The organism is Polymorphobacter fuscus (genome assembly GCF_011927825.1).
GTDB lineage: Bacteria > Pseudomonadota > Alphaproteobacteria > Sphingomonadales > Sphingomonadaceae > Sandarakinorhabdus > Sandarakinorhabdus fusca.
Map to the genome: position 1 here is coordinate 2,764,144 of NZ_JAATJI010000001.1, position 21,870 is coordinate 2,786,013.

14 protein-coding genes and 1 tRNA gene are annotated in these 21,870 nt (G+C 68.0%); 10 read left to right on the forward strand and 5 right to left on the reverse strand.

Annotated elements, in window-relative coordinates:
• Positions 1 to 2 precede the first annotated feature (2 nt).
• A complete protein-coding gene (locus tag GGQ62_RS13145) occupies positions 3 to 1,304 on the forward strand; it encodes an MFS transporter (RefSeq protein WP_152579195.1) in 1,302 nt (433 codons plus the stop codon).
• Positions 1,305 to 1,315: 11 nt separating this feature from the next.
• Here GGQ62_RS13145 and GGQ62_RS13150 read toward each other — a convergent pair whose 3' ends face one another.
• A complete protein-coding gene (locus GGQ62_RS13150) occupies positions 1,316 to 2,071 on the reverse strand; it encodes an HpcH/HpaI aldolase family protein (RefSeq protein ID WP_152579196.1) in 756 nt (251 codons plus the stop codon).
• Positions 2,072 to 2,286: 215 nt separating this feature from the next.
• On the opposite strand from GGQ62_RS13150, the gene GGQ62_RS13155 reads away from it, so the two are divergent.
• Positions 2,287 to 2,598, forward strand: coding sequence for a hypothetical protein (locus GGQ62_RS13155; RefSeq protein ID WP_152579197.1), 312 nt, complete (start codon positions 2,287 to 2,289; stop codon positions 2,596 to 2,598).
• 29 nt (positions 2,599 to 2,627) lie between these two features.
• Positions 2,628 to 3,194 carry a GNAT family N-acetyltransferase gene (locus GGQ62_RS13160; protein ID WP_152579198.1) on the forward strand — a complete coding sequence of 189 codons (567 nt, stop codon included), beginning with the start codon at positions 2,628 to 2,630 and terminating at the stop codon, positions 3,192 to 3,194.
• Positions 3,195 to 3,209: 15 nt separating this feature from the next.
• Here the strand turns inward: GGQ62_RS13160 and GGQ62_RS13165 are convergent, their stop codons facing one another.
• Positions 3,210 to 3,911, reverse strand: coding sequence for a phosphatase PAP2 family protein (locus GGQ62_RS13165; protein WP_152579199.1), 702 nt, complete (start codon positions 3,909 to 3,911; stop codon positions 3,210 to 3,212).
• Between the two features lie 111 nt (positions 3,912 to 4,022).
• Positions 4,023 to 5,087, reverse strand: a complete 1,065-nt coding sequence (locus GGQ62_RS13170) for a helix-turn-helix domain-containing protein (protein WP_167649631.1) — start codon at positions 5,085 to 5,087, stop codon at positions 4,023 to 4,025.
• Between the two features lie 219 nt (positions 5,088 to 5,306).
• On the opposite strand from GGQ62_RS13170, the gene GGQ62_RS13175 reads away from it, so the two are divergent.
• The 6 genes from GGQ62_RS13175 to GGQ62_RS13200 all read left to right on the forward strand — a co-directional run bounded on the left by GGQ62_RS13175 (position 5,307) and on the right by GGQ62_RS13200 (position 18,962).
• Positions 5,307 to 11,339 carry an autotransporter outer membrane beta-barrel domain-containing protein gene (locus tag GGQ62_RS13175; protein ID WP_167649633.1) on the forward strand — a complete coding sequence of 2,011 codons (6,033 nt, stop codon included), beginning with the start codon at positions 5,307 to 5,309 and terminating at the stop codon, positions 11,337 to 11,339.
• A 176-nt stretch (positions 11,340 to 11,515) separates the two neighbouring features.
• The gene (locus GGQ62_RS13180) at positions 11,516 to 13,639 is read left to right on the forward strand and encodes a TonB-dependent siderophore receptor (protein WP_152579203.1); all 2,124 of its coding nucleotides are present in this window, start codon (positions 11,516 to 11,518) and stop codon (positions 13,637 to 13,639) included.
• An 11-nt stretch (positions 13,640 to 13,650) separates the two neighbouring features.
• On the forward strand, positions 13,651 to 14,370 hold the full coding sequence (locus GGQ62_RS13185; protein ID WP_152579204.1) for an ABC transporter ATP-binding protein: 720 nt from the start codon (positions 13,651 to 13,653) through the stop codon (positions 14,368 to 14,370).
• Positions 14,367 to 15,827 carry an ABC transporter permease gene (locus GGQ62_RS13190; protein ID WP_243446330.1) on the forward strand — a complete coding sequence of 487 codons (1,461 nt, stop codon included), beginning with the start codon at positions 14,367 to 14,369 and terminating at the stop codon, positions 15,825 to 15,827. The genes GGQ62_RS13185 and GGQ62_RS13190 overlap by 4 nt, the downstream gene beginning before the upstream one ends.
• Positions 15,824 to 17,077, forward strand: a complete 1,254-nt coding sequence (locus tag GGQ62_RS13195) for an ABC transporter permease (protein ID WP_152579205.1) — start codon at positions 15,824 to 15,826, stop codon at positions 17,075 to 17,077. The genes GGQ62_RS13190 and GGQ62_RS13195 overlap by 4 nt, the downstream gene beginning before the upstream one ends.
• Positions 17,022 to 18,962, forward strand: a complete 1,941-nt coding sequence (locus GGQ62_RS13200) for a TonB-dependent receptor domain-containing protein (RefSeq protein ID WP_243446331.1) — start codon at positions 17,022 to 17,024, stop codon at positions 18,960 to 18,962. The genes GGQ62_RS13195 and GGQ62_RS13200 overlap by 56 nt, the downstream gene beginning before the upstream one ends.
• Before the next feature lie 241 nt (positions 18,963 to 19,203).
• On the opposite strand, the gene GGQ62_RS13205 is transcribed toward GGQ62_RS13200, so the two are convergent.
• Together GGQ62_RS13205 and GGQ62_RS13210 are read right to left on the reverse strand one after the other, a co-directional pair.
• Positions 19,204 to 20,118 (reverse strand): sensor domain-containing diguanylate cyclase, encoded by a 915-nt coding sequence (locus tag GGQ62_RS13205; RefSeq protein WP_153401523.1) that lies wholly within the window; start codon positions 20,116 to 20,118, stop codon positions 19,204 to 19,206.
• 1,025 nt (positions 20,119 to 21,143) lie between these two features.
• Positions 21,144 to 21,233: transfer RNA gene (locus tag GGQ62_RS13210), tRNA-Ser, on the reverse strand.
• 165 nt (positions 21,234 to 21,398) lie between these two features.
• Here GGQ62_RS13210 and hspQ point away from each other — a divergent pair.
• On the forward strand, positions 21,399 to 21,779 hold the full coding sequence (hspQ, locus tag GGQ62_RS13215) for a heat shock protein HspQ (protein WP_152579207.1): 381 nt from the start codon (positions 21,399 to 21,401) through the stop codon (positions 21,777 to 21,779).
• Positions 21,780 to 21,870 lie beyond the last annotated feature (91 nt).

Sequence of the window (21,870 nt, forward strand, 5' to 3'; positions counted from 1 at the left end):
AGATGATCGCTGGAGAAACAGCCGCGGACACCGGCGGCGCGCCACCGGGGACCACCAAGGTCGGTGGCTATCGCTGGGTCATCGTCGCGCTGCTGTTTGCAGCGACAGCCATCAACTACATCGATCGCCAGATGATCGGCGTGCTGAAGCCGACGCTCGCCGCCGACCTCAACTGGTCGGAAACCGATTTCGCCAACGTCATCTTCTTTTTCCAGATGGCCTATGCCATCGGCTATATCGGTTTCGGCCGGGTCGTCGACATCATCGGCGAACGGCTGGGCTATGCCGTGGCCTTCACCATCTGGACCATCGCCCATATGGCGCATGGCGGCGTCTATACCGTGACCCAGTTCGCCATGGCGCGCTTTGGCCTCGGCATCGGCGAGGCCGGCAACTTCCCGGCCGGCATCAAGGCGGTGACCGAATGGTTCCCGGCCAAGGAACGCGCCACTGCCATCGGCATCTTCAACGCCGGCGCCAATGTCGGTGCCATCATCACGCCGCTGCTCGTGCCCGCGCTGACCATCGCCTATGGCTGGCGATCGACCTTCGTCATCACCGGCGGCTTCAGCATCGTCTGGCTGATCGCCTGGCTGGCCATCTATCGCCGCCCGACCGAAAAGAAGCAGGTCAGCGCCGCCGAACTCGCCTGGATCCGCCAGGACCCGGCCGATCCGATCGTTCCGGTCGCCTGGAAGCGCCTGCTGACGGTGCGCGAAACCTGGGCCTATGCGCTCGGCAAGTTCTTCATCGACCCGATCTGGTGGTTCTTCCTGTTCTGGCTGCCGGGCTTTCTCGGCACGCGCTACAATCTCGATCTCGTCAGCTTCGGCCCGCCGCTGGTCGTCATCTACCTGATGTCGGATGCTGGCAGCATCGTCGGCGGCTGGTCGTCGTCGCGGATGATCAAGGCCGGCAAGTCGGTCAACTTCGCCCGCAAGATGACGATGCTGGTCTGCGCCATCGCCGTACTGCCGGTGATCTTCTCGCAGGATATCGACAGCCTGTGGCTCAACGTCTTCATCATCGGCATCGCCACCGCGGCGCACCAGGCGTTTTCGGCCAACCTCTACACGCTGCCGTCCGACCTGTTCCCGCGCAACGCTGTCGGCTCGGTCATCGGCATCGGCGGCACTGTCGGCGCCATCGGTGGCATGATGATGGCCAAATATGCCGGCTTCATCCTCGATGGCTTCGGCAGCTACACGCCGCTGTTCGCCGTCGCCGGATCGGCCTATTTCCTCGCTTTGGGTGCCATCCACCTGCTCAGCCCGCGGCTGGCGCGCGCCGAATTCCGCGCCTAGATCGATCGACGTCAGCCGGCGCGCGTCGCTTGCACGGCGGCCGTCGCGGCGGTGGTCAGCATCAGCAGGTCGGGCGCGATCGAGACGATGTCGCACCCGGCCGCGATCATCCGCACCGCGTGCGCCGGCGCCGTGCAATAGATGCCGACCCGGCGCCCGGCGGCCTTGCAGCGCGCGATGACATGGTCGATCGCCGCCAGCAGCGCCGGGTCGTCATTGTCGGCGCGCGGTGACAGGCCGAGCGCCAGCGCGAGGTCCGACGGCCCGATGAAAATGCCGTCATACCCCTTCACCGCCAGGATCGCGTCGAGATTGTCGAGGCCGGCGCGCGTTTCCACCATCGCCAGCGACACGATGCTGTCCGACGCCGCCGCCAGATAGTCCGGGCCGAACCGCATCTGCGGCCGGCGCGGGCCAAAGGACCGCTGGCCGCGCGGCGGATAGTGCAGCGCGTCGGCAAAGGCCTGGGCATCGGCGGCGGTATCGATCATCGGGGCGATGATGCCGGTGGCGCCGAAATCGAGCAGCCGCATGATATCGGCGGCGTTGTTGGCGGCAACCCGCGCCATCGGCTCGGCGCCGCCATGCTCGATCGCCAGCAGCAGCGCCGGCGCCGACGCCATGTCGGCCGCACCATGCTGCAGGTCGACCAGCAGCCCGTCATAGCCACAACGCGCCAGTGCCTCGGCCGACAGGATGGCGGGAATGTTGATCCAGCCGATGATAGCGGCGTCGCCTTTGGCCCAGGCGGATCGGATGCGGTTCACGGCACTCTCCTCGACGACATGGCGCCATTGGCGCTGAAACGGCGGCGGCCGGCAAGGGCGACGAACGATATCGAATTTGGGCGATTTTGATCTGGCGCAAAGCACGCTGCCGGCGCGGGTGCATAAGGTTCCCATTGGCTGCAGCCCGGGCGCGGCACCCACCGGGTCGCCGCCGTCGACGGATCGGGTCAGCCGGCATCAAAGGAGCGACCACCATGACCGGTTCCCTGATCATCGATGGGCTGATGCTGTTCTTCAGCCTGGCCTTGGCGGCGGCGGTCGCCGTCCCGGCGTGGCTGTTCCTGCCGAAATGGATGGAAAGCGTGCAAACACGGCGCATCGCCTTTCATCGCGCCGCCATCGACGCCATCACGGCGGAACTCGCCCGGCCGCAAGCCGACCCCGGCCATGTCGACCGGCTGCTCGCCCAGCGCCAGGCGAACATCACCGCGCTGCGGTCGCTGGTCCCGGGTGCGGTCGTGGCGCCGCTGCCGCAGGGGGTTGCCGGTCTTCGGCTCGCCGCCTGACATTCGCGCTTGCCCGGAAGGAAAACACAATGGCTGAACAACTCGCAGAGCATCGCAACCTGGTGTCGGCCAGCAAGCCGATCCAACTTGGTGCGTCCTGGCAGCGGCGGCTGACGACCCGCAGCGGTTTCGAATTCCGCGTACGGCCCGTCGCCGCCGATGACGAAGCCGCACTCGCCGACTTTTTCGCGCATGTGACACCCGAGGAATTGCGCTTCCGCTTCCTCACCGCCTGCCGCGAGGTCGGCCATGCCCGGCTGGTGGCGATGACCGACATCGATCACGACCAGACCGAAAACTTCCTCGCCGTGCTCGACGATGGCACCATTATTGCTTCGGGACTGATCGCGACCGATGCCGATCGGGCGCGCGCCGAAGTCGCCATCTCGATCCGGTCCGATCACCGCGGCCAGGGCATCAGCTGGACCTTGCTCGATCATATCGCCCAATACGCCGAAGCACGGGGCATCAAGGTCATCGAATCGATCGAGGCGCGGGAGAATCGCGCGGCCATCGGGCTGGAAAAGGAAATGGGGTTCATCGTGGCGCCGGTGGCGGGTGATCCGACGCTGATCCGGCTGAGCCGTTATATCTGACGGGGCCGCTGCGATTCAGCGCGCGACGGAAGGTGCCCGCACGCGTTCGGCGATGATCCAGCAGGTAACCGCCCAGGCCGACCCGACCGCCCATCCGGCAATCACGTCCGTTGGCCAGTGGACGCCGAGGTAGACGCGCGAGACGCCGACGACCAGCGTCAGCAACAGCGCCACCCACATCGCATAGGCCTTTTCGCGGTGGGTGGAGGCGGCGCGCGCGACGAGAACGCCAAGCGTGAGATAGGTAATGGCGGAATTCATCGCGTGCGCGCTGGGGAAGCTGGCGGAATTCACCTCGACCAGATGCGCCACCAGCGACGGCCGGGTCCGGGCATAGCTCGCCTTCAACAACGAGCCCAGCAGCGCGCCGCCGCCGATGGCGATTCCGACGAAGGCCGCCTCGGCATATTTGCGCTGCGTCAGCAGGAACCCCATCACGATCAGGGTGACCAGCGTCAGCAGCGTCACGCCGCCGAGCGCGGTGAGGTCGACCATCGTCCTTTCCAGCCAGCGCGGCCCGATCGGGCTGGCAAGGTCATCGGCATGGCGCAGCGCCAGCATGATGGCGGTGTCGAACCGCGTCGTCTCCCCGGTGCGGACCTCGCGCCCCAGCCACAAGAACAGCAAGGCGATGACCGAGGCGGTGCCCAGCCCCAGCGCGACGCCGATCTCGGCACCCGCATCACGGCCCTGGCGCGGAAACAGCCGCTTCGACATCATCCCACCCTGAACCGATCAATTGCAATCAAGACGCGGGTCAACGCCCGGCCGCGCCGTCCGTTCCCCATGCGGCCGTCGATGTGACCCCGATGTCGACGCGCGCGCGGATCAGCGCCGGAAGATGGCGACATTCGCGGGGATTTCGGATGGTATGTCAAAGGCGTTCGCGGCGGCAATGCGCCCCTGCCTGCGGACGTCCCGGGCCCGGGACCGGCATTGCGACGGCGTCATGCCATAGGCCTTCCGAAAGGCGCGCCCGGCGGCGGTGTGGTTGGCAAATCCCCAATCGTGCAGGACCGCGTCGATCTTCCGGTCCGAAAGCGCCGGGTCGGACAGGTCGAGGAACACGCCGGTCAGGCGCCGGCAGAGAATGTAGCGTCCGATACCGCCATGCGGCTCGAACATGCGATAGAGGGTCGGCCGCGTCACGTGAAAGTCGCGGACCAGCATCGCAGGACCAAGGCGGGGTTCGGCGATATGCCGGTCGATGCGCCGGCAGATCGCCCGAAACTGGCTCTTGCGCAACTCGGCCCGGGTCGCGGCGCGATATTCGGCGTTCGCCCGGATGACGGCGGCGAGCAGCGCCGCTGTCGAACGGCTCAGGTCGAGCCCCTGTGCAACGGTCAGCGCGGGTGCCTGCCGCCACAGGTCGTCCAGATGCTCGCGCACGGCAATGCCTGCCTCGCTGTCCCGGCGCAGGATCGTCCCGTGCACCTCGCCGGCATCGGCAAGCAGCGGCGCGAGCAGGTTGCGGTCGACAATGGCGGAAAGATTGTCGATGCCTTCCGTTCGCAGCGTCACCGGGCGTGACAGGTCGAGCATGCAGACATCCCCCGCAGCCACCCACCGCTCGACGCCGTCGACGGTCATCGCAAAGCCGTTGCTGCGATAATATTGGATATGGAAGTGATCGACCCCGATCCGGGCGATCACCTGGGGATCGCGAACCAGGATGGAGGGTGCTGTCGTCGCGACCGACTGCCCCAGCTTGATCGGGCCATAGTCATACAGGGCGAAGTCCATCGTGTAGCCGGCGTGCTGATCCGGCAGCGGTGTCTCCAGGTCGAACATCGTCGCCAGAAGTTCGCGGCAGGCGGCGAAGCTGTCGGCATAGTCGGCGCCGATCCGGGCGGCCAGGTTCGGCAGCCGAGTCGCCGGGCTATGCTCCGTCATCCGGTGATCCCCCCGATTTTGCCCGAACATAGGCCGGGCCACGATGCCTTAACAGAAGATTTTCGACCAGGCGTCTCAAAGCGCGGCCTCCGGACCGCCGGCCTCTTGCCGCCCGGATCGCTGCCGTTCACCACCGAAACGATTCCGTTGTCGGGAGGTGGCGCGGGTGGCGGCGGATCGGGGGGCTTCGCGCCCTTGGCGGGGAACATGGGGGCGACGGTGCACAGACGGTCATTTGCTTCAGGCGTTCGCGACATCGTTCTCGCATCTCTGGCGCTCGCGATATCGAGCGCTGCCCATGCCCAGTGCAGCAGCGCCGGCGCGCCGCAGCCGACGAGCGCGCAGACCGTCGATTACAGCAACCAGACGTTTGACCTTAACAACGCCTATTATATTCAGAATGTCGGCGAACCGGGATGCGCCGGGGCGTCTCGCGGCGACGACACCAACGGCGATCCGGGGTCACCCGGCCAGCCCGCCGGCGCGATCGACAACAGCGCTGCGAACGTGACCGTCTCCGGCCCGAATTCCATCTTCGGGGCAGGAGCCGTCGTCATCGCAACCGGCGGCGGCGGCGGCAATGGCGGCAGTGCGGGCAGCCCCGTGCTGCGTGACCTGCAAGGCGGCAATGGCGGCGCCGGCGGCGCCAGCGGGGCGATCACGGTCAATTTGTCGGGCACCATCGGCCCGGACGGCGCCGGTAGCCTCGTCCTGACGGGGCTCCAGATCGGCAGCTTCGGCGGCGCCGGCGGTCTGGGGGGCGGTGTCGGCACCTGTTGCGGCGGCGACAAGAACGGCGGCGACGGCGGCGGCGGCGGCGCGGGCGCACTGGCGCAATTCACCGGCACCGGCCAGGTCCAGGCTACCGGCCAGGGCATCCTGGTGGAAAGCGCCGGCGGCAATGGCGGCACGGGGGCGTCGGTCAGTACCTCCGACGCGCTGGTGACGAATTACGGTGGCAATGGCGGCAACGGCGGCCAGGGCGGCCCGGCCATGTTCAGCTGGCAAGGCGGATCGATCCAGGCCGGCGGCCAGGGCGGCATCGCCGGCTCCTATGGCGGGACTGGCGGCAACGGCGGATCCGCTCGCAGCGGCGACCAGAACAATGGCGGCGACGGCGGTATCGGCGGCGCTGCCGGCGCCGCGTCGATCATCATGTCGGGCGGCACGATCACGATCGGCGAAACCAGCTACGACCCGTATAATGCTGCCCTGCGGGCGGTGTCGGAAGGGGGTGCCGGCGGTGCGGGCGGATCCGGCGGTGCGCTGGTCAGCGTCACCGCGGGCAACGGCGGCGCCGGCGGCGCGGGCGGTGCGGCCAGTGCTGCGGTAGTCGGCACGATCGCCTATACCGGCCAGGGCACGGGGCCGGGGCACGCGATCTATGTCGCCTCGTCAGGGGGCCTCGGCGGCGCCGGCGGCAATGCCAGCGCGCTGGAAGGCGGCTCGGGCGGCGGCGGTCTTGCCGGATCGGGGGGGTCGGCGTCGCTGACGCTGGGCAGCGTGGACCAGTCCGCCGCCGTGTCCGGCTTCGGCAAATACACCAACACGGCGGTGGTGCAGAGCATCGGCGGCGGCGGCGGCAACGGCGGCGTCGGCAGCTTCCTCGTTGGCGGCGGCGCGGGCGCAGCAGGCGGCGACGGCGGCACCATCAACGCCGATATCGTCGATGGATCGCTGGTCGCCAGCGGCGCCTCGGCAGGCGGGCTGATCGCGCAATCGATCGGCGGCGGCGGCGGCATCGGCGGCGATTCGAACGGCATCGCGATCGGTGCGGACCTGTCGGTCGGCGGCAATGGCGGCCTTGGCGGCGACGGGCAGGGCGTCACCGTCCAGGTCGGCGCGAACGCGATCATCGGCTCGCTCGACCCGCTCGGCGACAATGGGGTGCTGGCGCAATCGATCGGCGGTTCGGGCGGCGCCGGCGGCACCGCGACCGCCAATGGCAGCGGCTTCATCACGATGACCATCGGCGGCGATGCCGGCGGCGGCGGCCAGGCCGGGCCGGTGGCGATCGACAATGCCGGCCTTATCACCAGCTATGGCGACCACGCGGCGGGGCTGCAGGCGCAATCGGTCGGCGGCGGCGGTGGCAAGGGCGGCTCGGCCGTTTCCTTCGGCGTCGGCGTGGTGCCGACCGCGTCGATCGCGATCGGTGGCCGCGGCGGCAGCGGCGGCCCGGCCGACAGCGCCACGGTCAGCAGTTCGGGGCAGGTCACCACCTATGGGTCGGACGCCTATGCCATCGTCGCCCAGTCGATCGGCGGCGGCGGCGGCAGCGGCGGTTCGGCAACCGCCCGTGCCGTCGCCATCGCGCCGAGCGAATCCTTCCCGGCGATCTCGGTTTCGCTGGCGCTCGGCGGTTCGGGCGGCAGCGGCAACACCGGCGCCGCGGCGACCGCCGGCAACAGCGGTATCGTCACCACGGCGGGCGAAGGCGCCTATGCGCTTGTCGCGCAATCGGTCGGCGGCGGCGGCGGCATCGGCGGCGATTCGACCGCCGCCTCCTATTCGGGCGGCGACAGCCCGGGCCTGACGGTGTCATTCTCGGTCGCGGTCGGCGGCTCGGGCGGCACCGGCGCCACCGGCGGCACCGCCAGCGCCAACAACGGCGGATTGCTCCTCACCTATGGCGCCGATGCCTATGGCGTGTTCGCGCAGAGTGTCGGCGGCGGCGGCGGTGCCGGCGGCAGCGGCGATTCCAGCGCCACTGCCAGCAAGGCGCCGGCAAGCTTTGCGGCGTCGCTTGCGGTCGGTGGCCGCGGCGGCAGCGGCGGCCATGGCGGCATCGTCGATGCGGTCAGCGGCGGCGGCATCGCCACCAATGGCGACGGCGCCGATGGCGTCTTCGCCCAGTCGGTCGGCGGCGGCGGCGGCGCGGCCGGCGGCGGCACGGCGGCCGCCAACGGCGGTACGCTCACGCTCAGTGTCGGGGTCGGCGGGTCGGGCGGTGCCGGCGGCGACGGTGGCAGCGTTACCGCATCGAACGGCGGTGCGATCGTCACGCGCGGCACCGATGCGGTGGGCCTGCTGGCCCAATCGGTCGGCGGTGGCGGCGGCAAGGCCGGCAAGGGCGGCGCCACCTCCGGTGGTGTCAGCCCGGTCACCAACGCCACCAAGCTGTTCGGGACGCTGTCCGCCGGCCTCAATCTCGGTGCCAGCGTCACCACGCCGATCAACGGCATTCTCAAGATCGGCAAGCTCGCGACCGAGGTCTACAGCGCGGCCGATGAACTTTATGCGCTTGCCCAGCAGATGGCGGGCGACCCCGGCAGCATCGGCGGCGCGACGTCGATCGACATCGGCCTGTCCATCGGCGGCAGCGGCGGCGCTGCGGGCCAGGGCGGCGATCTGACCGTCGGCAACACCGGGCAGATCAGCACCTTCGGCGCCCAATCGGACGGCGTGTTCGCCCAATCGATCGGCGGCGGCGGCGGCAAGGGCGGGGCGGCAAGTTCCACCGACACCTCGGTCGACGATGGCCGCGCGCAGGCGGCGATCGGCATCGGCGGCGGCGGCGGCGCCGGCGGCAACGGCGGCAGCGTCGGCGTCGTCAACGCCAGCGGCGCGCTGGTCCAGACCCAGGGCGTGCTCGGCTTCGGTGTCGTGGCACAGTCGGTGGGCGGCGGCGGCGGTTCGGCGGGCCTCGCCGGCACGGTCGCCGGCTCGCTCGTCAGCCTGTCGGTCGGGATCGGTGGCTCGGGCGGGTCCTATGGCGTCGGCGGCGGGGTGAAGGTCACCAACGCCGGTGCGATCGACACCGGCGGCAAGCACAGCATCGGCATCCTGGCGCAATCGATCGGCGGCGGCGGCGGCCTGGCCCGCACGATGACGACCGACGAAACCTTTGATCCCGCCGATATCATCAACAACCCGCAGGGCCGCCTCGGCGACGTCCATGGCCTGACCCTGTCGTTCAGCGGCAGCACGAACACGACCGGCGACGGCGGCACCGCCGAGGTCGATGTGGCGGGATCGGTTGCCACCGGCGGCCGCACCGCCCACGCCATCCTTGCGCAGTCGATCGGCGGCGGCGGCGGCGCGGCGATCGGGGGGCAGGTTCTCGGCGGCAAATCCAGCGGCGGGACCGGCAACGGCAACGGCAACACGGTGACGGTCGCTACCACGGCCGGTGCCGTGATTTCCACGGCCGGCGACGGCGCCTATGGCATCCTGGCCCAGTCGATCGGCGGTGGTGGCGGATTGGGCGGCAGCCTTGCCGACGTGTCGGCCGTGCAGCCGCTCGCCGGCGGCACCGCCGCGGTCAGCGCCGGCACCGGCAGCGGCGGGCAGGTCGCGATCGGCCTTGCCGGAACGCGCCTGACGACGACCGGTGCGCGCGCCCCGGCAATCTATGCGCAATCGCTGGGCGGCGGCGGCGGCCTGATCGCCCAGGCCGGCACATTGTTCAGCGGCGGCGCGGGCGGTTCCGGTGGGGGCAATGGCGTGTCGGTCACGCTGGTGAACAGCGTCATCGATGCCAGCGGAGTCCAATCGCCGGGCATCGTCATCCAGACCAATGGCAGCGGCGGCGCCGCGGTCTCGATCGACGCGCAAAGCGCGGTGACCGGCGGCGCGGTCGCCAGTGCCGGCCAGACGATGATGGCCGGTGCGATCCATATCCTGCAGGGCAGCGGCAACACCGTCACCAACGCCGGCACGATCACGGGCGCCGGCACCGTCAACCCCATCGCGCTATGGTCGGATGCGGCGGTGCAGATCGACAACAGTGGCACCATCACCGGCGCGATCGCCACCGCCGGCAACGGCAGCGTCCTGACCAATCGGGCGGGCGGCGTGCTCGATCCTGGCGCCACTCTGGCTCTCGGCACCGGCGGCCGCCTTGCCAACGCCGGCACGCTCCATGTCGGCGGGACCCGGACCATCGGCGCCACAACGGTGACGGGCGATCTTTCGAGCACCGGCACGATCGTGTTCGACGCCGACCTCGTGCGCGGTGTCGGCGACAAACTGGCGGTCACCGGCCATGCGACGATCACCGCCGAGATCGCGGTTGCTTCGCCGACCATGCGCAACGCGCGGCTGGCGCTGGTCAGCGCCGCCGGTGGGGTGACGCTTGCGCCGCAGCTGGCGGCAACGGCGTCCGCCAACCAGCTGTTCACCTACCGGTTCGAAAGCGACGGCACGACGCTCTACGCGACCCCACAGGCGCAATTGGCGGCCCAGGCCAGCGGGCTCGTCGGGCGGCAGCAATCGGTTGCAGGGCACCTTCAGTCTCTTTTCGAAAGCGGCGAAGCGTTCGACACCGGCTTCACGGCGCTATCGAAGCTGGCGAGCCGGCAGGACTATGCGAAAACCCTCGACAGCCTTTCGGGCAAGGCGCTGGGGGCGATGGCGGTCCAGCGCTACCAGTCGAGCCGGCGGTTCGTTTCCGACGTCATCGGCGCTTGCGATGCCCCCTGCAGCTGGGCGCGCATCCAGGCCGGGCAGACGAGGCAGGACGAAGCCGCCGACGCGATCGGCTATGACGCGCAGTTCCAGGTTTTCGAGATGGGCGGCCAGATCCCCATCGCCGAAGGGCTCGATCTCGGCGGCGCGCTGGCCTATGAGCACAGCCTGCTGCGCGACAGCGACGGCAGCGCGCGGATCGACGGCGACACCATGCTGGGCGCGATCGGACTTCACTATCGTTCGGGCGCGCTGCAGCTCGTCGGTTCGGTCGATGGCGGTTTCGGCTGGTACGCCAGCCGCCGGTCGATCACCGTCGGCCGCGACAGCCAGCCGGCCGATGCACGGCCGCGCCTGTGGAACCTCGGGATGGCGCTGGCTGCCAACTACCGCATGCCTTTGGGCGCAAACAGCTATCTGAAACCCTTTGCTGCCGTGCGCGGCGCCAATGTTCGCGCCAATGGCTTTGCCGAGGACAGCCTCTCACCCTTCGCGCTCCAGTTCGCCGCGCGGGGCAATTTCGCCGCGAGCGGCACCATCGGCGCATCGCTCGGCACAAGGATCGTCATCGGCGAGGACGCGCGCCTCGACCCGTTCGTCACCGCCGCTGTCGAGTTCGCCGGCGGTACCGGCTGGGAGACCCGCGCGAGGTTCGTGGGCGAGAGCGGCGCCAGCGATCCGTTCGCGGTCAAGGCCCGCGCGCCGGGAACAATCGGCCGCTTCGGCATCGGGGCCGAACTCACCAGCGGCCCCGACTTCGCGCTGTCCATCAGCTACACGCCCGAATTCGGCAGCCACTATACCACGCAACAGGGGGTCGCCCGGCTGAACTACCGGTTCTGACCCCGACAGCCTGTGACGACCGGAGCCGCGCTGCAAAGCCGTCATCGCAGCGCGGCTTGCGGCCGCTCGGCAAATCGCAATTTTTTCAGCCGTCAGCGCCGATCCCGGCTTGCCAGGGAAATGATATCTTGTCACATGACAGAAAGGATATCTGGTCGCGACGAAAACGGGGCGAAATGGGCATTTTGAGACACACGATTCTAAGCAGCGTCGCCGTGTTCGCGCTTCTCGGCGCGCCTGCCGCGGCCGAGCTTCTGGATGACGAGACCATTGTCGTCACCAGCAAGCGTCAGGCCTATCGCGGCGACTTCACCCTTCGCGAGACACCGCAGGCGATCATCGAAATCGGGCCGCAGCAGATCGACGACAACAACCTGACCCGGCTCGCCGATGCGCTGGACCTGTCGGCATCGGTGGCGCGGCAGAACAATCTCGGCGGCCTGTGGGATGCCTATGCCGTGCGCGGCTTTGCCGGCGATGAAAACCTGCCGTCCGGCTATCTCGTCAACGGCTTCAACGGCGGCCGCGGTTTCGGTGGCACGCGCGACGTGGCGGGCATCGAGCGCATCGAGGTGCTGAAGGGGCCCAACGCGGCGTTGTTCGGGCGCGGCGAACCGGGCGGCACCATCAACATCGTCACCAAGCGTGCGGATTTCGATACGCGCGGACGGGTCAACCTGCTCGCCGGCAGCTTCGACCGGCAGCGCGGGGACGCCGACGTCAATTTGGCGCTCGGTGACGTCGCCGCGGTCCGGCTGATCGGCTTTTACGAAGATGCCGGCAGCTTTCGCGAGACGGTTCGCAGCGAGCGCTTCGGCTTCTTGCCGTCGGTGCTCGTCAAGCTCGGCGGCCAGACGAGCCTGACCTATGACCTCGAACTGACCCGGCAAAAATCGGATTTCGACCGAGGCACCATCGCCATCGACGGTGTGCTGGGCCTGATCCCGCGCGAGCGCTTCCTGGGGGAGCCGGGGGACGGGCCGACCGAAGCCGATGCCACGGGACATCAGCTGCAATTGCATCATGATTTCAGCGACACGTGGAGCGTCATGGTCGGGACGCAATATCGCGAGACACGCCTCCAGGGCTTTTCGACCGACGCCGAGCTGGTGGCAGGCCGCCAGCGCCTGTTTCGCGATGGCCGCTCGCTGTCGCGCCAGCGCCGGTCGCGGCTGTACGAAGGCGAGCATTTCGTCGTCCGCGGCGAAGTCGCCGGGCGGTTCGCCACCGGCACCCTGACACATCGCGTGCTGATCGGGATGGACTATGACCGGTTCGACAATTCGCAACTGTTCCTGCGTTTCCGGCCGCCGGTGATCGGTGCCGCGACCACGCCGCAGGCCAGCAACGACATCGATGTCTTCAACCCGGTCTATGGCCGCTATCCGTTGCCGGTGCCGGCGCCGCAGACCGACCGGCTCGACCGGCAGCGGGCGTTCGGCGCCTATGTGCAGGACCAGATCAGCCTGACCGACACGCTGCAGATCCGCATCGGCGGGCGCTTCGACGACATCACGGTCGACACCCGCAACCGGGCCGCCAACAGCTTCGCTGCCCGCAGTTACAACCGCTTCAGCCCGCAGGCCGGCCTGGTGTTCGCGGCATCCGACGCGGTTTCGCTCTATGCCGCCTATGGCGAAGGCTTCCGCGCCAATCTGGGCGCGACGGCCGCCGGTGCGCTGTTCGATCCCGAAACATCGAAATCGGCTGAAATCGGCGCCAAGTTCGGGGTTCTCGACAACCGGTTGCAAGGCACGGTCTCGGTCTTCACCCTGTCGAAATCGAATGTGCTTGCGGCCGACCCCGCCAACCCGGGCTTTTCGCTGCCCGTCGGCAAGGCGCGCAGCCGCGGGGTGGAGCTTGATCTGAACGGCAAGCTGCCGGGCGCTATCGACCTGTGGTTTTCCTATGCCTATGTCGATGCCGAGGCGCGGGCCGACGTCACCGATCTGAACTTCGGCCTCGCCATCCGCGCCGGCGATCCGCTGCTCAATGTGCCGAAACACGCGCTCAACGTGCAGCTGTCGCGGGCCTTCGCGCTGGGCGACACGCGCCTGACGCTGGGCGGCGGTGTCCAGCATGTCGGCGCGCGCCTCGGCGAAACCGCGACCAGCTTCATGCTGCCTGCCTATACGCTGGCGCGGGTGTTCGCCGCCTGGCGCGTCCAGGAAAATGTCGAGATCTTTGCCGACGTCAGCAACCTGTTCAACGCCACCTATTACACCAACAGCTTTGCCCAGCTCTGGGTGCAACCGGGCACGCCGCGTGCGGCGTCGGTCGCTGCACGCCTGTCCTTCTAGAAAGCCCGGCGATGTCGAAACCCACCCTGTGCATTGCCGATCTCGTTGTCGAACGGGGTGACAAGCGCGTTGTCGACGGCCTGTCGCTGTCGCTCATGCCGGGCGAGATCTACGCCTTGTTGGGGGGCAACGGCGCCGGCAAATCGACGACGCTGTTCGCCATTCTGGGCTTCCTCAAGCGACAGGCCGGCAGCCTGATGGTCGCCGGCATCGACGCGTCCGCAGATCCCGACGCCGTGCGGACACAGGTTGCGTATCTTCCGGAAAATGTCGCGCTGTACGACCATCTGACGGCGCGCGAGAATGTCGACTATTTCCTGAAGATCGCCGGCCGCCCGCGCAGCCGCGCCGATGTCGAGGCCGGCTTCGAAGGAGTCGGCCTGGCGGCATCGGCATGGGACGAACGCACCACGCGATTTTCCAAAGGCATGCGGCAAAAGACGGCGATCGCGCTGGCGCTGCTGCGCGAGACTCCGTTGCTGCTGCTCGACGAGCCGACATCGGGGCTCGATCCCGCCGCCGCCAGCGATTTTCACCGGCTGCTCGAAGCCCTGGCGAAGCGCGATGTGGCGATCCTGATGGTCACCCATGACCTGCTGGGCGCGGCCGACACCGCGGACAGGATCGGCCTCATCCAGGCGGGCCGCATCGCGCGCGAATGGACGGCCGCGCCGACCGAACCGCGCTTCGATCTCAACGCCCTCCACAGCGGCTTTGCGAGCGCCCGATGACCCGGCCGTTCGCCATGGCCGGCGCCATCGCCGGCGCCGAACTGCGCCTCATGCTGCGGTCCCGCCTGGCGCTTGTCGGTGTCGCGACGCTGCTGCTGCTGTCCGGGATCGCCGCCGTCACCTCGGCGGTGCAGACCGCATCGGCATCGGCCACCCGGGCCGCGGCGCAGGCGGCGACCGACGCGCAATTCCAGACCCAGCCCGACCGCCACCCGCATCGCATGGTCCATTATGGCACCTATGCCCTGCGGCCGGTGGGCCCGCTGGCGGCGTTCGATTCCGGGGTCGATGCCTTCACCGGCACCGTGCTGTTCCTCGAAGGTCATCGGCAGAACAGCGCGACATTCGGCGCCGCGCGCGAATCGTCCGACCTCGTCCGTTTCGGCCAGTTGACGCCGGCGTTCGTCCTGCAGACGCTGGCGCCGCTGCTGCTGGTGTTCCTCGGCTTCGCCGCCGTGGCGCGCGAACGCGAACGCGGCAGCCTGCGGGCCTTGCGGTCCCATGGCGCCACCGCTGCCGGCATCCTTGCCGGCAAGGTGCTGGCGCTTGGCGCCGTTGCGCTGCTCGCGATGGCACCGGCGCTGGTCGCCCTGCTCTGGTCGGCACTGCGGCATCCGGGCGAGGGCGGCATCGCGGCCCTGATCGCCCTCGCCTATGCCGCCTATCTGCTGGTCTGGGTCATCGGCATCACCGCCGTTTCCGCCCTGGCGCGCACCGCGCAGGGCGCGCTCGTCGCGCTGATCGCGGCCTGGGCGATCATCACCGTCCTCGTGCCGCGCGCCGCAGCCGGCTGGGCCGGCGTTGCCGACCCGCTGCCGACCCGTGTCGATACGGAGTTCGCCATCGCCGCCGACCTCAGACGCCTGGGGGACAGCCACAACCCCGACGACAAGTATTTCGCCGCCTTCAAGGCGCGGATTCTGGACCGATACGGCGTCACCAGCACCGATGATTTGCCGGTCAACTATCGCGGCCTTGTCGCTGCCGAAGGCGAACGCCTGACGTCCGAATTGTTCGCCAATTACGCTGCGCGCGCCGATGCGATCCAGCGTGGCCAGTCGGCAAGGCTCCAGGCGCTCGGGGTCATCAGCCCGGCGCTCGCCGTCCGCCAGGCCTCGATGGTCGGCGCCGCGACCGACCTCGGCACGCATCTCGCTTTCATGAACCGCGCCGAAGCCTATCGCTACGACCTGATCCAGCGCCTCAACGCCCTGCAGGCCAACCAGGTGTCCAGTGCCGATGATGGCGCCCGCAGCCGCGATCCGCTCGCCGACCAGCGCACCCGCATTTCCGCCGATTTCTGGAAAACCATGCCGCAATTCCATCTCGCCGCCCCGGCACCCGCGACGCGCGCCACAGCAATGCTGCCGGCGCTCGGGCTTCTCGGCCTGTGGCTGGCCATCAGCGCCCTGCTGCTGGCGCTGGCGCGGCGCACGCTCGATCGGACCGCCGAATGACCGACTTGAAACGCGAAGCCTGGCTGCTCGGCCGCAGCCGTGCGGCATTGGCCGCCTTGCTGCTGCTGTTCCTGTGCGCCGCCGCCGGCGTCGGCCTGGGTCTTGCGACGGTGGCGCGCGACACCGCCGCCATCGACCGGATGCTGGCCGGCCAACGCACCGAGGACGCAGCGCTGGCCGGTTTTGTCCGCGATGCCGGCTACGGCGCCTATTATGGTTTCCAGCCGACATGGGATGCCCCCTCCGACCTGGCGTTTGCGGCATTGGGCAGCCGGGACATAGCGCCGGCGCTGCTCCGCGTCCGCGCCCTGGCGCTGGAAGGCCAGATTTACGAAAACGAGGCTGCAAACCCCGAACTGGCGCTTCCCGGGCGTTTCGACCTGGCCTTTGTCGTCGTCTATCTGGCGCCCTTGGTGCTGATCGCGCTGCTGCACGACCTGTGGTCGGGGGAACGCGAGGCCGGGCGCCTCCATGCACTGGAGGCAACGCCGTCGGCACGGCGTCGCATCTGGGCGCCGCGCGTGGCGGTGCGCGTCGGCGGCGTGCTGGTCGCGCTCCTGCTGCCGTTCGCCATCGGCGCAGCGGTGGCGGGCACCGACCCACAGCGCGCGCTGGCTTTCGCCGGCCTGATCGCGCTCGTCTGCCTGTTCTGGACGGCCGTGGCGTTGCTGGTCGCCCGGCGCGGCCGCACTTCGGCGGTCAACGCCGCATCGCTCGCGGCGATCTGGTTCGCGCTGACGCTCGTTGCGCCCGCTGCCGCCAACCTGGCCATCAACGCCGCCGTCGCCATGCCCGATGGTGCGGCGCTGGCGCGGGAAAACCGCGAGGATGTCCATGCCGGCTGGGACCGGCCGCGCGAAGCGACGATGCAGCAATTCCTGGCGCTTTACCCGCAACACGCCGCCGGCAGCGCGCTGCCGCCGACATTCCACTGGAAATGGTATTTCGCCTTTCAGCATTTGGGCGACCTGCACGTCGCCGAAACCTCGGATGCCTATCGTTCCGGCATAGCCCGCCGCGCCGAACTGGCGCGCACCACCGGCTGGCTGTTGCCGCCCGCCGGGCTGGCGCAGGCGATGGCGGCACTTGCCGGCACCGATGTCGCGGCGCAATTGGCCTATCAACAGCGCATCCGCGCCTATCACACCCGGTTGCGCGAGTTCTATTATGACTATCTTTTCAGCGAAAAGCCCTTTGGCGCGGCCGATCTGGCGCGCGTGCCGCACTTCGATCCGGCTGGCAGCATGTAGCGCGGCGCTGGCCGTCCCGGCCGTTGCCCAGCGCGTCACCGACAACGCCGCCACCAATGCCGAGGATGCCTTCGGCACCAGCATCGGCAACGAACGCGTCGGCCTGTACAGCGGGTCCGACGTGCGCGGCTTCTCGCCCGCCACCGCCAACAATATCCGGCTGGAGGGACTGTATATCGATCGTCCCGCCGCGTTCACCGACCGGCTGGTGCAAGGCAATGTCGTGCGCGTCGGGCTGACGGCGCAGAACTACCTGTTCCCGGCGCCGACGGGCATTGTCGATTACCGCATCCGCCCGGCCGGCAATGATTTCGTGCTCAGCACGATGCTTGGCCTCAACAGCTGGGGCGGCGGCCGCCTGGAGCTCGATGCGCAGCTTCCGGTCATCAAGGACCGGCTGAGCCTCGTCGCCGGCATCGCCGGGTTTGTCGACGAACTGGCACCGGGCAACCAGTCCTTCTACGGCTCCTATGCGCTTGCCGCGCGCTGGAAGCCCGCCCCCGGCGTCGAAGTCATCCCGTTCTGGAGCCGTGTCGACCTCTACAACCGCGAGGCCGCGCCGCTCTACACGCCGGCGGGCGCGTTCCTGCCGCCCGCGGTCCGGCGTCGGTTTTTCCCCGGCCCGGAATGGGCGGACCAGCGCAACACCGTTCAGCATTACGGCATCCTGACCAAGGCGCGGCTGACACCCGAATGGCAGGTTGCTGCCGGACTGTTCCGTTCGACTTCCGACAGTGCGACCAACTACGCCCAGAATTTCACGCAGATGCAGCCGGACGGCACGGCCATCCGCCGCATCACCGCCGATCCGCAGCAGACCCTGGGTGGCACCAGCGGCGAGGTGCGGATCAGCCGCACGTTCGCCGATGGTCCCCGCCGCCATACGCTGCACGCCGCCCTGCGCGGCCGCGATCGCGCCAGCCGCTATGGCGGCGGTGCCAGTGTCCTTTACGAACGCGGATCGGTCGAAGCTGTCCTGACCAGCCCGCGTCCGGAGTTCGTCTTCGGCCCGCAGACCAGCGAGCGCGTTCGCCAGGCGATCGCCGGCATCGCCTATGATGGCCGCTGGCAGGGGGTCGGCGGGCTTAGCCTCGGCCTGCAACGGACCTGGTATCGCAAGCGCGTCGACCGTCCGGGCACGCCCCTGGCCCGTACCGATGACGAAGCCTGGCTGCCCAACATCACCGCCTCCGCCGATCTGACCGATCGACTGGCCTTTTACAGCAGCTTCACCCGCGGGCTGGAGGAAACCGGCCTTGCCCCCGACAGCGCAGCCAACCGCACCGAAGCCCTGCCGGCCATCCTTACCTCGCAGGTCGATGCCGGCCTGCGCTGGAAGGCGCCGCGCGGCATCAATATCCTCGCCGGGTTGTTCGATGTGCGAAAGCCCTATTTCGCCGCCGACGAAGCCAATGTCTTTCGCGAACTCGGCAATGTCCGCCACCGCGGCATGGAGCTTTCGGCCGCCGGCCCGATTGCGCCTCGCCTCACCATCGTCGCCGGCGCCGTGCTGATGCAACCGCGGGTCTCCGGCCCGGCGGTCGCGCTTGGCCGGGTCGGCCCGCGTCCCATCGGCCAGCCGTCGCGGCTGCTGACGCTGGCCGCGCAATATGCGGTCGCCGGTATCGACGGCTTTGCCTTGACGCTGAACGCCACCCATCGCGGCCCGCGGGCGGCCGATACGCGCAACCTTGTCGAACTGCCCGCGCGCACCATCCTCGATGCGGGCGTCCGCTGGCGCTTCGACCTCGGCGCTAACCCGGCACTGTTGCGGGTCCAGCTGCTCAACCTGACCAATGCCTATGACTGGGCGCTCGTCGGCAGCGGCAGCTACCAGGTCAACGCGCCGCGCCAGCTGACGATGTTCCTGACGGTCGATTTTTGAGGCTTGCGCGCCGGTCCGGGCTTCGGCAACGCCCTTGGCCTTGCTTTCAGACGCGCCGGACCTGGCCTTGAAACCGTGGCCTCATGTGCGTCCATCCCCATTGCAGGTTGAAACGCTCCTGGGTGACGCTGACACACGCCTTGTGTCGACGGTGTCGGCGAATGGAACGGAAACGCGAGGTCCCACCACGCGCATATTCGTTGCGCAGCGATTCCCGGGCACGGTTTTCAGCCGCTAACGTTCAGACCGTCGCTTCGACTATTCGATTTCGCCCGCTGTCCTTTGCGAGGTACAGGGCCTTGTCGACGGTTTCGAATATCGCCTGGGGTTCCGCCGCGCCCTGGAAGGATGCGAAGCCGATGGAAACCGTCACGCATTGATGGGGCCGATTGCCCTCGTGCACGATGTTCAGCGCGCAGATGCTCTTGCGCAGTTTTTCGAACAGGATCCTGGCTTCGCTGCTGTTGCGCGTGCGCGTAGCCATCAGAAACTCCTCCCCCCCGATGCGAAAGGCGAGATCCCCGGTCTCCTGGCCGTGCGCCTGAAAAATCGTGCCGATCTCGTCCAGGACGTCGTCGCCGCAAGCATGGCCGTAAAGGTCATTGTACCGCTTGAAATTGTCGACATCGAGCATGGCGATCGAGCGCGTCAGTCCATCGGCCGGTGCCGTGACAAAGTGCGGGAACGCGCGGGAAAATGCCAGGCGATTGGGCAATCCGGTCAGATGATCGACGGAGGCGCTTCGGGCTTCGGTTATGTCGGTGAAAATCCAGATCCGCGCGGCCAGGTCGACACCTTCCTCGAACGGCAGGCTGCGACGCGAAATGATCCGCCCGTCCTTGAACAGGATCTCATCCTCGGATGTTTCCGTCGTCGCGTGCAGACGCTCGACCTCGAGACGGAATTGTTCGGGATCGACGAGCTGGTCTGTGACATATTGCAACGCCCGCGCATCGTCTTTCGACGCGAGAATATCGTCGGGCATCTGCCACAGCCGCGTGAATGCCGTGTTGGCGTAGACCATCCTGCGTTCGGCATTTACCAAAAGAACACCATCCGGCAATGCGTCGAGGGCGCGCTGGAAAATGGAAGACGTCACCGCCTCGGCGGCCAGCTCTTTAACGCGCGTTACATAGTCCACAGTGCGCTTCTCCAAGAGGCATTGAATAGCATCTCTCGATTAACGTCTGGTGTGTCGCCGCTTCAATTGCGGCGAACGTCGACTTCGGTGGCGATCAAGTCGAGGCGGCCGGGAGGCGCCTCCCGCACCCGAACCAAATGTTCGCGCTTCGTCAGTATTGTATTTATGCAGCGTCGCTGGACTGCCAGACTGTGTTTCGCAGGACGGGGGACCAGCCGGTCTGTTGAATGGCTGAACAGGGAAGGTGTAGCCGGACTCTATTCGGAAAACGGGCCAACGTTGGCGGTCCAGTTCTGGGCCAGCCCTTCCAACACCAGCGCACCACGGCGGCTGCGATCCCGGCATCGATCGCGCCAGCAGCGCGGACGTGGTTGCAGTGTCGCAGTTGCAGCGCTCGGCCGACACCGAAGCAGGGGACACACGCGGCATTGTCGCCTGGTCGCCCAGATGTGGCCCGATCAGCTGTGGCTTGCCGCGGAAAGGGCCCCGGCCACCGTGCCGATGCCGCCGTGGTGGACGATCGCCACCGCGCGCGGGAATAGCACGATGATCTATGTGCGCGTGCGTGACGATGTCGGGCTGTCGCAGCGGCGGCCACCGGCCGGCAGCACCGCCCAGCGTCCCAAGGTCCGCGCCGCAGCCAGCGAAACCGCCGGGAATTCGCCCGGTGCCGCGCCGGCAAGACTGCCCAGTGTGAAAACGATCGGGGGTGGGCCAGCGCCGAGCCAGTCGGCAAGATCGGGGTCGAGCGATCCACCGCACTTGCGAGATCAATCAGAGACCGAAGTTCGCTAGGGATGGGGCAGCAATGCGATTTGCTTCCGATCTGGACGTTTGCCCAGGGCGCCGTGTCAGATTGGTTTTGCCAACCGTTTTCCGACAGTCGTCGGGCACGACGATCCGGACTTCGAAGCTATCGTTACCCGACCTTCGAACGTACGCCATTGACCGCATTTTGGAGCACCGTTTTGTAGCACTCGACGGTAAAAAGCGGCGCGTTCAGAACGTTTTAGGCGGTTGACGGCGATATTTTCGAAACGTGGCGGAGAGGGTGGGATTCGAACCCACGGTGAGCTTGCACCCACAACGGTTTTCGAGACCGTCCCGATCGACCACTCTGGCACCTCTCCGCGAGGTTCGAACGCGCTGGCGCGGTCGGTCGAAGCGCCGGGCTATAGACGAGGCCGGCACGGCTTGCCAAGCCTTCTTGCCGCATCGCACTTCACGAAACCCGAAGCCTCCCTATATGTTGTAGGGAGAGCATGATGCTCTGGCGGAATGAAAGGGTCCGGCGCATGACTGACACGAAATTCAACCCTGGCGCAGCCTTCAACCCCGGCGCAGCCGACGAAGCCGCCCTAGCGACGTTCACCATCGGCGACGTCGTGCGGCATCGGCTGTTTCCGTTCCGCGGTGTCATTTTCGACGTCGATCCGGAATTCAACAATTCCGACGAATGGTGGGAATCGATCCCCGAACAGGTGCGGCCGCGCAAGGACCAGCCCTTTTATCACCTGCTCGCCGAAAACGACGAATCGGCCTATGTCGCCTATGTCAGCCAGCAGAACCTGATCCTGGAGGCCGATGGCGAGCCGGTGCAGCACCCGGCCGTCCAGCAGATGTTCACCGGGCTGGAAGGCAGCCGCTACAAGCTGCGGCCCGAAATCCGCAACTAGTGGATATCGCCTGACGGATGAGTCCGTTTTAGGATTCCCAGCGTCGCCTGGCCGTGCGATTCAGGATCATGCGAACCGGGATCAAATTCGA

Excerpts from the sequence above, each read along its gene's own strand:
- GGQ62_RS13165 (WP_152579199.1), bottom strand. The coding sequence starts at position 3,911 with ATGTCGAAGCGGCTGTTTCCGCGCCAGGGCCGTGATGCGGGTGCCGAG.
- GGQ62_RS13170 (WP_167649631.1), bottom strand. The coding sequence starts at position 5,087 with ATGACGGAGCATAGCCCGGCGACTCGGCTGCCGAACCTGGCCGCCCGG.
- GGQ62_RS13195 (WP_152579205.1), top strand. The coding sequence starts at position 15,824 with ATGACCGACTTGAAACGCGAAGCCTGGCTGCTCGGCCGCAGCCGTGCG.
- GGQ62_RS13145 (WP_152579195.1), top strand. The coding sequence starts at position 3 with ATGATCGCTGGAGAAACAGCCGCGGACACCGGCGGCGCGCCACCGGGG.
- hspQ (WP_152579207.1), top strand. The coding sequence starts at position 21,399 with ATGACTGACACGAAATTCAACCCTGGCGCAGCCTTCAACCCCGGCGCA.
- GGQ62_RS13155 (WP_152579197.1), top strand. The coding sequence starts at position 2,287 with ATGACCGGTTCCCTGATCATCGATGGGCTGATGCTGTTCTTCAGCCTG.
- GGQ62_RS13190 (WP_243446330.1), top strand. The coding sequence starts at position 14,367 with ATGACCCGGCCGTTCGCCATGGCCGGCGCCATCGCCGGCGCCGAACTG.
- GGQ62_RS13180 (WP_152579203.1), top strand. The coding sequence starts at position 11,516 with ATGGGCATTTTGAGACACACGATTCTAAGCAGCGTCGCCGTGTTCGCG.
- GGQ62_RS13185 (WP_152579204.1), top strand. The coding sequence starts at position 13,651 with ATGTCGAAACCCACCCTGTGCATTGCCGATCTCGTTGTCGAACGGGGT.
- GGQ62_RS13160 (WP_152579198.1), top strand. The coding sequence starts at position 2,628 with ATGGCTGAACAACTCGCAGAGCATCGCAACCTGGTGTCGGCCAGCAAG.